Origin of the sequence: Actinomycetospora straminea, assembly GCF_028737255.1 — a bacterium.
In the GTDB taxonomy this organism is placed as follows: Bacteria; Actinomycetota; Actinomycetes; order Mycobacteriales; family Pseudonocardiaceae; genus Actinomycetospora; species Actinomycetospora straminea.
Genome location: NZ_JAQZAN010000025.1, coordinates 81,757 through 95,404 on the forward strand (window position 1 = coordinate 81,757; position 13,648 = coordinate 95,404).

Annotated in this window: 10 protein-coding genes and 1 pseudogene; 7 read left to right on the top strand and 4 right to left on the bottom strand. The window is 76.0% G+C overall.

The features are described 5' to 3' along the window. The first annotated feature begins 77 nt into the window (after nucleotides 1-77). On the top strand, nucleotides 78-752 hold the full coding sequence (locus tag PH190_RS26415) for a PadR family transcriptional regulator (protein ID WP_274234521.1): 675 nt from the start codon (nucleotides 78-80) through the stop codon (nucleotides 750-752). Between the two features lie 56 nt (nucleotides 753-808). Beyond that, nucleotides 809-1,891, top strand: a complete 1,083-nt coding sequence (locus PH190_RS26420) for an inositol-3-phosphate synthase (RefSeq protein WP_274234522.1) — start codon at nucleotides 809-811, stop codon at nucleotides 1,889-1,891. A gap of 60 nt (nucleotides 1,892-1,951) precedes the next feature. On the opposite strand, the gene PH190_RS26425 is transcribed toward PH190_RS26420, so the two are convergent. Beyond that, on the bottom strand, nucleotides 1,952-4,810 hold the full coding sequence (locus PH190_RS26425) for a leucine--tRNA ligase (RefSeq protein WP_274234530.1): 2,859 nt from the start codon (nucleotides 4,808-4,810) through the stop codon (nucleotides 1,952-1,954). Between the two features lie 260 nt (nucleotides 4,811-5,070). On the opposite strand from PH190_RS26425, the gene PH190_RS26430 reads away from it, so the two are divergent. Next, nucleotides 5,071-5,571: an SdpI family protein gene (locus tag PH190_RS26430; protein WP_274234523.1), complete on the top strand. Its 501-nt coding sequence runs from the start codon at nucleotides 5,071-5,073 to the stop codon at nucleotides 5,569-5,571. A 2-nt stretch (nucleotides 5,572-5,573) separates the two neighbouring features. Here PH190_RS26430 and PH190_RS26435 read toward each other — a convergent pair whose 3' ends face one another. Both PH190_RS26435 and PH190_RS26440 read right to left on the bottom strand, forming a co-directional pair. Beyond that, nucleotides 5,574-6,062, bottom strand: coding sequence for a DUF427 domain-containing protein (locus PH190_RS26435; RefSeq protein ID WP_274234524.1), 489 nt, complete (start codon nucleotides 6,060-6,062; stop codon nucleotides 5,574-5,576). Nucleotides 6,063-6,170: 108 nt separating this feature from the next. After that, nucleotides 6,171-6,761 carry a YqgE/AlgH family protein gene (locus tag PH190_RS26440; RefSeq protein WP_274234525.1) on the bottom strand — a complete coding sequence of 197 codons (591 nt, stop codon included), beginning with the start codon at nucleotides 6,759-6,761 and terminating at the stop codon, nucleotides 6,171-6,173. A gap of 179 nt (nucleotides 6,762-6,940) precedes the next feature. Here PH190_RS26440 and PH190_RS26445 point away from each other — a divergent pair, with 179 nt between their 5' ends. Then, nucleotides 6,941-8,398, top strand: coding sequence for an MFS transporter (locus tag PH190_RS26445; protein ID WP_274234526.1), 1,458 nt, complete (start codon nucleotides 6,941-6,943; stop codon nucleotides 8,396-8,398). Nucleotides 8,399-8,923: 525 nt separating this feature from the next. Here the strand turns inward: PH190_RS26445 and PH190_RS26450 are convergent. Continuing rightward, a complete protein-coding gene (locus PH190_RS26450) occupies nucleotides 8,924-10,390 on the bottom strand; it encodes a CCA tRNA nucleotidyltransferase (RefSeq protein WP_274234527.1) in 1,467 nt (488 codons plus the stop codon). A 178-nt stretch (nucleotides 10,391-10,568) separates the two neighbouring features. Between PH190_RS26450 and PH190_RS26455 the strand changes: the two genes are divergently transcribed. From PH190_RS26455 to PH190_RS26465, 3 genes and pseudogenes are all read left to right on the top strand, one after another. Then, nucleotides 10,569-10,997, top strand: a complete 429-nt coding sequence (locus PH190_RS26455) for an NUDIX hydrolase (RefSeq protein WP_274234531.1) — start codon at nucleotides 10,569-10,571, stop codon at nucleotides 10,995-10,997. Further along, nucleotides 10,994-13,300 (top strand): DUF6049 family protein, encoded by a 2,307-nt coding sequence (locus PH190_RS26460; RefSeq protein ID WP_274234528.1) that lies wholly within the window; start codon nucleotides 10,994-10,996, stop codon nucleotides 13,298-13,300. Before PH190_RS26455 ends, PH190_RS26460 begins: the two co-directional genes overlap by 4 nt. Further along, nucleotides 13,297-13,648 (top strand): annotated as a pseudogene (locus PH190_RS26465) (hypothetical protein); the annotation flags it as partial. The gene PH190_RS26460 and the pseudogene PH190_RS26465, both read left to right, overlap by 4 nt.

Genomic DNA, 13,648 nt, shown 5'->3' on the forward strand with positions numbered 1-13,648 from the left:
TATGGTCGTCGCAGAGGGTCGCCGTGATCGTCGCGGCGACCCGGCGATCGGCAGGTGCGCGAGGGGGGAGGCGGCCGGTGCTCGAGCTCGCGGTCCTCGGCCTGCTCCACGAGGCGCCGATGCACGGCTACCAGCTGCGCAAGCAGCTCCACGCCCGCCTCGGCACCTTCCGCGCGTTCTCCTGGGGCTCGCTCTACCCGACCCTGCGCCGGCTCCAACGTGCCGGGCTGATCGCCGAGACCACCGACGCGGCGGACGACGCCGCCGACGAGGGCACGGTGGACCCGGCGACCGCGGCGTCCACCCGATCCCGGTCGACCCGGTCGGCGTCGCGTGGCTCCTGGGGCTCGAAGACGCGCCGCGGGCGCCGGGTGTTCGAGCTGACCGCCGAGGGCAAGGACCGGTTCGACGAGCTGCTCGGCGAGGTCGGACCGCAGGCCTGGGACGACGAGAGCTTCGGCATCCACCTGGCCTTCTTCTCCCGGACGCCGGTCGAGGTGCGCATGCGCATCCTCGAGGGCCGGCGGCGCCAGGTGGAGGAGCGCCGCGAGGGACTGCGCTCCACGCTGTCCCGGGCCGGCGAGCAGATCGACCACTACACCCGCGAGCTGCACCGCATCGGTCTCGAGTCCACCGAGCGCGAGGTCCGTTGGCTCAACGAGCTCATCGCCGCCGAGCGCGCCGAGGGTCCGTCCCCGAGCCCCGACGACGAGCCGGGCGGCACCGCCCGCCCGTCCCCACACGGCGCCTGACACCCCACAGGTCCGTCACCCGTCACCCCCGAGGAAGAGACAAGAGGAGAACTGCCATGGGTTCGGTCCGAGTGGCGATCGTCGGCGTGGGCAACTGCGCCGCGTCGCTCGTACAGGGCGTGCAGTACTACGCCGACGCCGACCCGGCCACGCGGGTGCCGGGTCTGATGCACGTCGACTTCGGCGGGTACCACGTCCGCGACCTCGAGTTCGTGGCCGCGTTCGACGTCGACGCCAAGAAGGTCGGCCAGGACCTCGCCGACGCCATCGTGGCGTCCGAGAACAACACGATCCGCATCGCCGACGTGCCCCCGACGGGCGTGACCGTCCAGCGCGGCCACACCTACGACGGCCTCGGGCGCTACTACCGCGAGACCATCACCGAGGCCGACGGCGACCCCGTCGACGTCGTGGCCGCGCTGCGCGAGGCCCGCGCCGACGTGCTCGTCTCCTACCTGCCCGTGGGCAGCGAGGAGGCCGACAAGTTCTACGCGCAGTGCGCCATCGACGCCGGCGTGGCGTTCGTCAACGCGCTGCCGGTGTTCATCGCGTCGGACCCCGAGTGGGCGCAGAAGTTCACCGACGCGGGCGTGCCGATCGTCGGCGACGACATCAAGTCGCAGGTCGGCGCCACGATCACCCACCGCGTGCTCGCGAAGCTCTTCGAGGACCGCGGGGTCCACCTCGACCGCACGATGCAGCTCAATGTCGGCGGCAACATGGACTTCCGCAACATGCTCGAGCGCGAGCGCCTGGAGTCGAAGAAGACGTCGAAGACCAACTCGGTGACGTCGCAGATCGACCGCGACATGGGCAAGGGCAACGTCCACATCGGCCCGTCGGACCACGTGCCGTGGCTCGACGACCGCAAGTGGGCCTACGTCCGCCTCGAGGGCCGCGCCTTCGGCGACGTGCCCCTGTCGCTGGAGTACAAGCTCGAGGTCTGGGACTCCCCGAACTCCGCGGGCATCATCATCGACGCCGTCCGCGCGGCGAAGATCGCGATGGACCGCGGCATCGGCGGCCCGCTGCTCGCGCCGTCGTCGTACTTCATGAAGTCGCCGCCCGAGCAGTACCGCGACTCGGTGGCCTACGACCGCGTCGAGGAGTTCATCCGCGGCGAGCGCGGGCCTGCCTGACGCTCCCCGTGCACCACGGAGGCCCCGCCGACCGAGCCGGTCGGCGGGGCCTCCGTCGTCTCAGCGGACGATGTTGACCAGGCGCCCGGGCACGACGATGACCTTGCGCGGCTCGGCGCCGGCGAGGAGCTCGACCACCTTGGGGTCGGCGAGCGCCGCCGCCCGGACCTCGTCCTCGGTGGCGGTCGCCGGCACCGTGACGCGGGAGCGGACCTTGCCGTTGACCTGGATCGGGTACTCGACGGTGTCCTCGACCAGCAGCGCCGGGTCCGCCTCCGGGAACGGGGCGTACGCGAGCGTCTGCGGGTGGCCCAGCCGCGACCACAGCTCCTCGGCGAGGTGCGGGCACAGCGGCGCGAGCAGCAGCACCAGCGGCTCGACGACCGACCGCGGCGTGCCCCCGTCGGGGTAGGTCTTGGTCAGGTGGTTCGCCAGCTCGATGAGCTTCGCGACCGCGGTGTTGTAGTGCATCGCCGGCAGGTCGGTGCGCACGCCGTCGATCGCCTTGTGCAGGGCCGTGAGCGTGTCGCGGTCCGGCTCGGCGTCGCCGACGCGCAGCTCGCCGGTCTGCTCGTCGACCACGAGGCGCCAGACGCGCTGCAGGAAGCGGTGCGAGCCGACGACGTCGCGCGTCGACCACGGGCGCGAGGCCTCCATCGGCCCGGTCGACATCTCGTAGAGCCGGAACGTGTCGGCCCCGTAGGCCTCGCACATCTCGTCGGGCGTCACCACGTTGCGCAGCGACTTGCCCATCTTCCCGTACTCCTGGCGCACCGGCTCGCCGTTCCACGTGAATCCGGTGGACGCGGAGGCGTCCTCGACGACCTCCTCGGCCGGCACGTAGACCCCGCGCGCGTCGGTGTAGGCCCAGGCCTGGACGTAGCCCTGGTTGAACAGCTTGCGGAACGGCTCGGACGACGAGACGTGGCCGAGGTCGAACAGCACCTTGTGCCAGAACCGGGCGTAGAGCAGGTGCAGCACGGCGTGCTCGACGCCGCCGACGTAGAGGTCGACGCCGCCCGGGTCGCCGGGCCCCTGCGGGCCGAGCCAGTAGCGCTCGACGTCGGCGTCGACGAAGCGCTCCTTGTTGTCCGGGTCGAGGTAGCGCAGGTAGTACCAGCACGAGCCCGCCCACTGGGGCATCGTGTTGGTCTCGCGCAGGTAGTCGGCGAAGCCCCGCTCGGGGTCGGACTCCAGGTCCGCGGTGAACGACACCCACTCGGTCGCGCGGGCCAGCGGCGACTCCGGCGAGGAGTCGCGGTCGTCGGGAGCGAACGACTTCGGCGCGTAGTCCTCGACGTCGGGCAGCAGCACCGGCAGGTCCGACGCCGGCAGCGCGCGCGGGATCGAGGGCCCGCCGTCGGTCTCTCCCTCGGCCGCGTAGGCGATCGGGAACGGCTCGCCCCAGTAGCGCTGGCGGGAGAACAGCCAGTCGCGCAGCTTGTACTGCACCACCGGCTCCCCGGCGCCCCGCCCGGCGAGCCACGTGACGATCGCCGACTTCGCCGCGTCGACCTCCAGCCCGTCCAGGCTGATCTCGTCGTTGGCGGAGTTGATCGCCGGACCCGCGCCGACGTAGGCCTCGCCGTCGAAGCCCTCGGGCGGCGCCACCGTGCGCCGGATCGGCAGGCCGAAGACGGACGCGAAGTCCCAGTCGCGCTGGTCCTGGCCGGGCACGGCCAGGATCGCGCCGGTGCCGTAGCCCATGAGGACGTAGTCGGCGACGAAGATCGGCAGCGGCTCGCCGTTGACCGGGTTGGTCGCCCAGGAGCCGGTGAACACGCCCGTCTTGTCGCGGGCCTCCTGACGCTCGAGGTCCGAGCGCTGGGCGACGACGCGGCGGTAGCCGGCGACGGCCTCGGCGGGGGTCGCCGCGCCGCCGGTCCAGCGGCCGTCGAGCTCGTCGCCGGTCGGGGGCGACGGCCAGGCGTCGGGGGTCAGCGCGTCGACCAGCGGGTGCTCGGGGGCCAGGACCAGGTAGGTCGCGCCGAACAGGGTGTCCGGGCGGGTGGTGAACACCTCGATGGGCCCCGCGTCCGAGGTGAACCGGACCTGCGCGCCCTGCGAGCGCCCGATCCAGTTGCGCTGCATCGTCTTGACCGAGTCGGGCCAGTCGACGCCGTCGAGGTCGTCGGCCAGGCGGTCGGCGTACGCGGTGATGCGCATCATCCACTGGCGCAGGTTGCGCCGGAACACGGGGAAGTTGCCGCGCTCGGAGCGTCCGTCGGCGGTGACCTCCTCGTTGGAGAGCACCGTGCCCAGCGCCGGGCACCAGTTGACGGGGGCGTCGGCGAGGTAGGCCAGGCGGTGGTCGTCGAGCACCCGGTCCTGCTCGGGGCGCGACAGCGTCGCCCAGTCGCGGCCGTCGGGCAGCGCGCGGATGCCGGCGGTCAGCTCGTCGGAGAGCTCGCTGATCGGGCGCGCGCGGCCGGCCTCGGCGTCGTACCAGGACCCGTGGATCTGCAGGAAGATCCACTGCGTCCACCGGTAGAACTCGACGTCCGTCGTCGACACCGAGCGGTGCTGGTCGTGCGCGAGCCCGAGCTGGCGGATCTGGGCGCGGTAGCGCGCGATGTTCGCCTCGGTGGTGGTGCGCGGGTGGGTCCCGGTCTGCACGGCGTACTGCTCGGCGGGGAGGCCGAAGGCGTCGAAGCCCATGGTGTGCAGCACGTGGCGCCCGGTCATGCGCAGGAAGCGACCCAGGACGTCGGTGCCGATGAACCCCAGCGGGTGCCCGACGTGCAGCCCGGCGCCGGACGGGTAGGGGAACATGTCCATCAGGTAGAACTTCTCGCCCGCGGGCGGCGGACCGTCGGGGGACGGGTTCGCGACGGCGAACGTGTCCTGCGACTCCCAGAGGTCCTGCCAGCGCCGCTCGATCTCGTTCGCGAGCGCGGCCGTGTAGCGGTACGGCGGCACGCCGCCACCACTGCCACCACTGCCACCGCCGGCGCCACCGGCACTGTCGGCGCGGCTCGCCACCTCGGGCTCGGCGGTCACGGCACTCCTCCTGGGTATCGACCTCGGGTCGTCCCGCGGGGAGCCCGCGACCGGGTCCGGCGGTCCCGTCCGTCCCGCCGGGAGGCCCCGCGGGTGGGTTCGCCGTCGACCCGCGCACGCCGCGCCCCACGGGGGCACCGCGGATCCCGCGAGGACACCACCGAGCCTACTCTGGGGGTGTGATCGTCCCGGCCCTGGTCCTGGCGGTGGCGGCGCTCGTGGTGGGCGGCGCCGGACTGCTCGCCCTGCGGCACCGCCTGCCGCGCAACCGCGTCCTCGGCATCCGCACGGTGTGGACCATGCACAGCGTCGACGCCTTCCGCCGCGCCAACCGCGCCGCCGCGCCCGCGTTCGTGGGCGCCGGGCTGGTCGGGCTCGCCGGTGCCGGGGCCGCGCTCGGTGCCGCGACCACCGGCGCCGGGGTGACGATGCTGGTCCTCGGGGCGCTCGCGCTGGTCGGGCTGCTGGGGGCCGGGGGCGTCGTCGGCGCGCGGTTCGCCGCCGCCGAGCAGGCCGAGCACGAGGCGCTCGCGTCCCTGCCCGCGACGCCGTGCACCGCGGGGCTGCCCGAGGAGCCGGAGGAGCCGGCCGCCTGTGCGCCCGCCGCCGGCGCCTGCGGGGGCTCGTGCGCGATCTGCCCGCGGGCGGCGGCCGACGCCGCCGCCGACCCGGGGGCCTGAGGTCACCAGCCCCAGGTGCCCGGCGCGCCCTTGAACGGGCCGACGACGTCCCGGGTGATCCAGCCGCCGTAGAACCCGCCGGGCTGGGGCTCGACCCGCTCGCCGTCGAGGGTGATCTCGTCGAACGGCGCGGGGTAGAGCGCCACCCGGTCGGCGAGCTCGGGGTAGACGGCGTCCTGCGGGTACCACCAACCGACGTCGGTCAGCGGCGCCGCCCCCGGCACCACGACGTCGACGTAGCGGGCCGTGCCCTTCCACTCGCACACCGTCCGGCGCTGGGCCGGGCGCAGCACGCCCTCGGTGAACGCGGTGCGCCGGAGGTACCAGGTCGGCGGGTGGCTGGTCTCGAGCACGCGCACGAGGTCGTCGGTGTCGGCGACGACGGTGCCGGCGTGCGTGACCACCGCGCGCCGGCGCACGGCCTCCGCCCGCGGCGGGCGTGGGTAGTCCCACACCGACTCCTGCCCGGGACCGGGTTCGACGCGTCGCACGACGATGACGCTAGGCCCGGCCGGGCGTCTCGGCGCGACGAGCGAACGGGGAGTTCGTGCGCGTAGAGGCAGCGAGATACCCGTTCGCTGCGTCCGGGACCGGCGCGCTCAGTTCCGGCGCGGCTCGGTGACGTGGGTGGCCAGCAGCGCGAGGGGCACGCCCTGGCGGCGCAGGACCCCGCCCCAGAGGTCGTAGCCGGCGGGGGCGAGGACGTCGTCGGGCAGGGCCGGCACCACGTACCAGTCGCCGCGGCCGATCTCGCCGGCGAGCTGTCCGCGGTCCCAGCCCGAGTAGCCGGCGAAGACGCGCAGGCCGCGGACGCGGGGGGCGAGGTCGTCGGGGTCGCCGTCGAGGTCGACGAGCGCGACGGGCCCGCGGACGCCGACGACGCCGCCGGTGCGGGCCGGGTCCTCGCCGGTGCGCAGGGCGGCGAGGCACAGGGCGGTGCGCTGCTCGACGGGCCCGCCGACGAACACGGCGTTCGGGCTGGTCGTGTGCGGGCCCCACGTCGGCAGGACGTCGGCGACCGAGACCTCGCTGGGCCGGTTGAGGACGACGCCCAGGGTGCCGGCGGGCCGGTGGTCGATGATGAACACGACCGAGCGCGCGAAGTTGGGGTCGGTCAGGGTCGGGGAGGCCACGAGGAGCGTCCCCGCCTCGACCTCGGCCTGCTGATGTTCACCCACACCACTGGCCACGCGACCCATCGTCGCACCGGCGCGCTCCGTGGCGGCAGGCACGGTCCGGGTGGGGACGACCACGCCCGACCGGGCGGACGCACGCCGCGCGGACGGTCGACAACGGGTCACCGGGGTCCACCGGACGGCCTGCGCAGCCCCGACCCGTTCCGGACATCGAGCGCGTAGCGTGGGCGCCCGTGCCCGTCGCTCCCGGCCCCGTCGCGCCCCCGAGCACCGGCACCCCCGCCGCTCGGGGGCCGCTCGGTCGGCTGCGCGAGCTGCTCACGCACCCCGGCTTCGGCAAGCTGCTGACGGTCCGGCTGGCCGCGCAGTGGGGCGACGGCGTGTTCCAGGCCGCCCTCGGGGGGCTGGTGCTGTTCAGCCCCGAGCGCGAGGCGGACCCGGTCATGGTCGCCCTCGGGCTCGCGACGGTGCTGCTGCCGTACTCGATCATCGGGCCGTTCGCCGGCGCGCTGCTCGACCGCTGGGACCGGCGCCGCGTCATGATCGTCGCCGGGGCGCTGCGCGGGGTCCTGACGCTGCTCACGGCGGGGGTGGTCCTCGCCGGGGTCACGGGGCCGGCGCTCTACCTCGGCGCGCTGGCCACCATCGGCGTCAGCCGCTTCATCCAGGCCGGCCTGTCCGCCGCGCTGCCGCACGTCGTCGCGCCCGAGCACCTCGTCGGCGCGAACTCGCTGGTCACGACGTCGGGTGCGGTCGCCGCGGCAATCGGCGCCGGGTGTGCGATCGGACTACGCGGGCTCGTCGGGCCGCAGGACAGCGACGCGGCGTGGACCACGGCCGCCGCCGCGGTCGGCTCGCTGCTCATCGTGGTGGTGGCGACGACGATCCGGCGCGGCACGCTCGGCCCCGACGAGCGCACCGAGGCCGCGCAGGCCGTCCGCGCCGTCGCGTCGGGCCTCGTGGACGGCGCGCGGGCCGCCCGCGACGCCCCCGGCGTGCTCGCCGCGTTCGGCGCCGTCGCCGCCCACCGGCTCGCCTTCGGCGTCACGACGCTCGTGGTGCTGCTGCTCATGCGCAACTCGCTGACCGACGTGGGCCCGCTCAAGGCCGGGATCGCGGGGCTGGGCGAGGTGGTCGCGGCCGTCGCCGCCGGCCTCGGGGTCGCCGCCTTCCTCACGCCCTGGCTCACGTCGAAGGTCGGGCGCCCCGGCACCGTGCGCGTGATGCTGGTGCTCGCCGCGGTCGCGCTGCTCGGGCTCGGGCTGCCGATGACGCTGCCGACGATCCTCGCCGGGTCGTTCGTCCTCGGGCTCGTCGGCCAGGCGATCAAGCTGTGCTCCGACGCCGCGGTGCAGCGCGAGGTCGGCGACGACGTGCGCGGGCGCGTCTTCTCGCTCTCGGACACCACCTTCAACGTCACCTACGTCGTCGCCGTGGCCGGGGCGGCGTTCCTGGCCCCGCCGAGCGGGCGCTCGCCGCTGCTGCTCGTGCTGGCCGCGGGGCTCTACCTGCTCGGGCTCGTGGTGCACGAGCTCGCCCTGCGCGCCGAGGGCCAGCGCCGGGGTCAGGGCGGGACCCAGCCCGCGGCCCCCTCGGCGACCGTCGTGTCCACCGCGCCGTCGCCGTCGGTGTCGACCAGCAGCACGTCCCAGCGCGCCGACGCCGACCCGGGCGGCGCGGCCGACAGGTAGGCGAGCTCCGCCCGTCCGTCGTCGTCGGCGTCCACGAGCAGCTGGTCGGCGCGGCCGTCGCCGTCGAGGTCGCTGACCACCTCGCTGCCCGGCTCGTGGTCGGCGTCCACCACCGCGCCGTCGAGCACCCCGTCGCCGTCGGTGTCGAGCGCGGGGTCGGCGCGGTCCGCGCGGCCGCGGACGTCGGTCCACTCCAGGGCCCCCCCGGCGGCCGGCGCCGCCGCGAGGTCCAGGGGTGCCCGCGCGTCCCACAGCCCGCGGCCCGAGGGGTCGGCGTACGCGTGGTCGGGGCGGCCGTCGTCGTCGAGGTCGAGCAGCGAGCGGTCGGCGGCGCCGTCGCCGTCGCCGTCCCACAGCGCGTCGTCGACCCGACCGTCGCCGTCGAAGTCGAGCCGCACCGCGTCGGGCGCGCCACCGGGCGGGCCGAGATCGGCGTCGGCGGGCGAGGCGTGCCGGTGGACCGGGCCCTGCCCGGTGCCGAACACATAGCTGACCGCTGGGGATCCCACACCGGGTTCGACGCAGCTACTCCCCGGACGGTTCCCCCGACCCGATCCCCTCCGCGGCCGCCCACGCCAGCAGCTCCGCGCGCGCCTCGTCGTCGGAGAGCGGTCCGCGCTCGAGGCGCACGTCCTTGAGGTGGCGCCACGCCTTCCCGACCAGCGGCCCCGGCGGGATCCCGAGCAGCTCCATGATCGCGTTGCCGTCGAGGTCGGGACGGACGCGCGCGAGGTCCTCCTCCTGCGCGATCCGCGTGATCCGCTCCTCGAGGTCGTCGTAGGAGCGCTGCAGCGCGGCGGCCCGGCGCTTGTTGCGCGTCGTCGAGTCCGACCGGACGAGCTTGTGCAGCCGCTCGAGCAGCGGCCCGGCGTCGGTGACGTAGCGGCGCACGGCGGAGTCGGTCCACTCGCCCTTGCCGTAGCCGTGGAAGCGCAGGTGCAGGAACACGAGCTGCGCGACGTCCTCGATGACCTGCTTGGGGTAGCGCAGCTCGCGGAGGCGCTTGCGGGTCATCTTCGCGCCGACCACCTCGTGGTGGTGGAAGCTCACCCGCCGCCCCGGCTCGACCTTGCGGGTCGCCGGTTTGCCGATGTCGTGGAGCAGCGCAGCCAGGCGCAGCACGAGGTCCGGGCCGTCGGTCTCCCGCCCGATCGCCTGCTCCATGACCGTCAGCGAGTGCTCGTAGACGTCCTTGTGCTGGGCGTGCTCGTCGATCTCCAGGCGCATGGCCGGCACCTCGGGCAGCACGACGTCGGCGAGCCCCGTGTCGACCATGAGCTCGATCCCGCGCCGCGGGTGGGCACCGAGCAGCAGCTTCGAGAGCTCGGCCTGCACCCGCTCGGCGGTGATCCGCCCGAGCTCCGGCGCCATCTCCGTCATCGCCTCCCGCACCCGCGGGGCGACCTCGAAGCCCAGCTGCGAGACGAAGCGGGCGGCGCGCAGCAGGCGCAGCGGGTCGTCGGAGAACGACGTCCGCGGCTCGCCGGGGGTGTCGAGGACACCGCGGGCCAGCGCCGCGAGCCCGCCGTACGGGTCGACGAACGTGCGGTCGGGCAGCGAGAGCGCCATGGCGTTGGCGGTGAAGTCGCGGCGCACGAGGTCGCCCTCGACGGTGTCGCCGAACGCGACCACCGGGTTGCGGGTGACGCCGTCGTAGGCGTCGGCGCGGAACGTGGTGACCTCGCAGGTCAGGCCCCGGCGGACCAGGCCGATCGTGCCGAACGCGATGCCGGTGTCCCAGACCGCGTCGGCCCAGCCCGTCACGATCCTCTGGATGGCGTCGGGGCGCGCGTCGGTGGTGAAGTCGAGGTCGGTCGAGTGCCGCCCGAGCAGCGCGTCGCGCACGCTGCCGCCGACGAGGTAGAGCCGGTGGCCGGCCTCGGCGAACCGCTGCGCGAGCTCGTCGGCCACGGGGGAGAAGCGCAGCATCTCGACCACCGCCGCATGATCGGCGCCGGTCGTGGACGTCGGGGCTGGCGCGGGTCCGGGCACGACAGGACAGGCTACCGCGAGCAGGCGGACTCCTCGGGACACCAGGTCCCCGGGAAGGACACCCGCGCGTCGACCGGGCGACAGATCCCCGTCACCGCGGGGGCGCCGTACGATCGCGGGCGTGTCCACCCCGTCCCGCCGGTCCGGCGACCGGCGCCGGCGGGGCTCCCGACGGCGGATGCGCACGGTCGACGAGACCTCGGCGGGAGGCCTCGTCGTCGACGCCACCGGGGCCAGTGCGGCCCTGATCGGCCGGCTGGACCGTCGCGGGCGCCTGCTGTGGTCGCTGCCGAAGGGCCACCTCGAGGAGGGCGAGACCGCCGAGCAGGCCGCCGTGCGGGAGGTCGAGGAGGAGACCGGCATCATCGCCTCCGTGCGGGCGTTCCTCGGCAGCATCGACTACTGGTTCGTCGCCGAGGACCGCCGGATCCACAAGACGGTGCACCACTACCTGCTGCGCGCCCACGGCGGCGAGCTCTCCGACGCCGACGTCGAGGTCACCGAGGTGGCGTGGGTGCCGCTCGCCGAGCTCGACTCCCGGCTGGCCTACGCCGACGAGCGCCGCCTGGTGCGGCGCGCCGCGCAGATCCTGGAGGAGTCGGCGTGAGCCCTCCCCGCGGCCCGCGGGGAGCCCTCCGACGTCCTCTCGCCCTGCTCGCGACACTCGTCGCGGGGCTGCTGCTCGTGCTGACCGCGCCGCCGGCCGTCGCCGCACCCGACGAGCCGCGCCCGGCGCCGGTCGAGGTCGCGCTCGACACGCTCACGCCCCGGACGGTCACGACCGACGGGCCGGGCGAGCTCGTGGTCACCGGGCGGGTCACCAACCGGTCCGCGGTCCCCGCCCGCGACGTGGGGGTCCGCCTCGAACGGGGTGCCGCGCTCTCGGGGAGCCGGGCGGCGCTCGGGGCGCTCGAGGGTCAGGGCGCCTCGGGTGGCGCCCCCGTGCGCACGCCGTCGGTGGAGGTCGCGCCGACGATCGCGCCCGGGGCCGTCGTGCCGTTCACCGTCCGGGTGCCGCTGACCGGCCCCGGCTCGCTCGCCCTCGCCGCGCCCGGCGTGCACCCCCTGCTCGTCGACGTCGACGGCGCGCTGGGCACCGCCGGCCCGACGCGGCTCGGCGCGGTGCCGTTCCTGCTGCCCGTGGTCGGCGTCCCCGGTCAGGGCCCGCCCGCCGCGCCGCCGGTCGGGCAGGCCACCGGGGTCTCGGTGCTCTACCCGCTCGCCGACCGCCCCCGCCGCCTGCCGGTCGTGCCCGGCGCGCCGACGCTGCTCACCGACGACGACCTCGCCACCTCCTTCACCCCGGGCGGCCGTCTCGCGGGGCTGGTCGACGCGCTCGGACGGGCCGCCCCGGCCGGCTCCGCGGCGGCCCGCTCGGTGTGCCTCGCCGTCGACGCCGACCTGCTCGAGACCGCGAGCGCGATGACCGGCGGCTACCAGGTGCGCACCGCCGCCGGCGGCGCCGAGCCCGGGGTGGGCGCCGCCGCCGCGGACCGCTGGCTCGACGCCGTGCGCGCCGAGGCCCGCGGGCGCTGCGTGGTGGCGCTGCCCTACGCCGGCACCGACCTCGTCGCCACCGCCCGCGGCGACCAGCCCGAGCTGACGGCCGCCGCGGTGTCCACCGGCACCCGCCGCGTGGGCGACGTCCTCGGCGTCACCCCGGTCGCCGGCACCGTGTGGCCCGCCGGCGGGCTCGTGGACGACCGCACCGTCGCCGGGCTCGCCGCCGAGGGCGCCCGCGCGCTGCTCGTCGACGGCGACGCCCTCGACGGGCGCCTCCCGGCCGGGGCGCTCGCCCGGTTCCCCGGCGCGCCCGGGTCGGCGCCCGCGGCCGTCGCCCTCGACCCCGTCGCGGCCACCGCGCTCGCCCCGCGCCCCGCCGGCGACCCCGGCGACCCCACCAGCCCCGCGGGCACCGCCGGACCGCTCGCCGCCCAGGACGCCCTCGGGGTGCTGGGGCTGCGCGCGCTGCAGGAGCCGCCCGCGGACGGGACGCCGGCGGTCGAGGTCGTCGCCCCGCCCGCCGACTGGGCCGCGAGCACCGGCGAGGCGGGCGCGCTGCTCGCGGGCGTCGACGAGCTCGCCCGCCTCGGCCTGGCCCGCCCCGTCGACCTCGCCACCCTGGTCGGGCCGATCGGCGCCGCGACGCCCCTCCCGCCGACCGCCCTGGCCTCGCCCGAGCGGGAGATCGACGGGGTGGCGGCGCCCGAGCTCGTCGCCCGCGCCGGCGCCGTGCGCGACCGCCAGGGCGCGCTCCTCGCCGCCACCGAGCGCGACGGGGTGGGCGCGCCGTCGCCGTCGGACTTCGTCGAGCCGCTCACCGACGGCGTGCTGCGCAGCCTGTCGGTGGCGTGGCGCGGCGACCCGGCGGTGCAGGAGACGCAGGTCGCGGGGGTGGAACGGCAGGTCGACGAGCTGCGCTCGCTGGTGCGGGTCGCGCAGCCCTCGGGGTCGTACTCGCTGGGCTCCAACGACGCGCCGCTCCTGCTGACCGTCGAGAACCGCCTGCCCGTGGCCGTCCGGGTGCAGGTGGTGCTCGAGCCCACACCCGGCCTGCGGACCGCCTCGCTGCCCGTCGTCACCGTGCCGGCGTTCGGGAGCCGCCAGGTGCAGGTCGAGGTCGAGGTGACCCGCGCGGGCCAGTTCGCGGTGGACGCCCAGGCGCAGACACCGGGGGGTGAACCTCTCGGTCCGACGGCTCGTCTGCTGCTGCGATCGACCGCCTACGGCACGATCACGGTGTGGTTGACCGCGTCCGCAGCCGTCGTGCTGGTGATCCTGGCGAGCGTGCGGATCGCTCGCCGGGTGCGGGCGGCCCGGCGCGACCGGAGGTCCCGCCGCAGGCGACACCGGGACACGGGCACGACGACGGACGCGGATCTCCCGACCCGCGAGCTGCAGAGACGGTGACGGCCCGCGAACCGGGCCGCCGGCCGGACGACCCGCCCGCCGACGAGACGGGGCGGGGGACCGGACGCGAGACGGGTCGCGACGGCGGCGACGCGGCCGTGCCCGAGGTCGTCCCGCCGCCGCCCCCGCCGGGCCACGCGGGCGGACCGCGGCCCCCGGGCCCGCCGGCGCACGGCGTCCGAACAGGTCAGCAGGGTCCGCAGGGTCCGCAGGGCCCGCCGCCGGGCGCGGGACGGCCGGGCCCGCCGCCCGGCGCCCAGGGATCGCCGCCGGCTCCGGGCCAGCCCGCCCCGGGCCAGCCCGCCCACGGCCAGCCCGCCCACGGCCAGCCCGCCCACGGCCAGCCCG

What these genes read in the sequence shown, in the direction of transcription:
- PH190_RS26420 (WP_274234522.1), top strand. Translation starts at nt 809, where the DNA reads ATGGGTTCGGTCCGAGTGGCGATCGTCGGCGTGGGCAACTGCGCCGCG.
- PH190_RS26455 (WP_274234531.1), top strand. Translation starts at nt 10,569, where the DNA reads ATGCGCACGGTCGACGAGACCTCGGCGGGAGGCCTCGTCGTCGACGCC.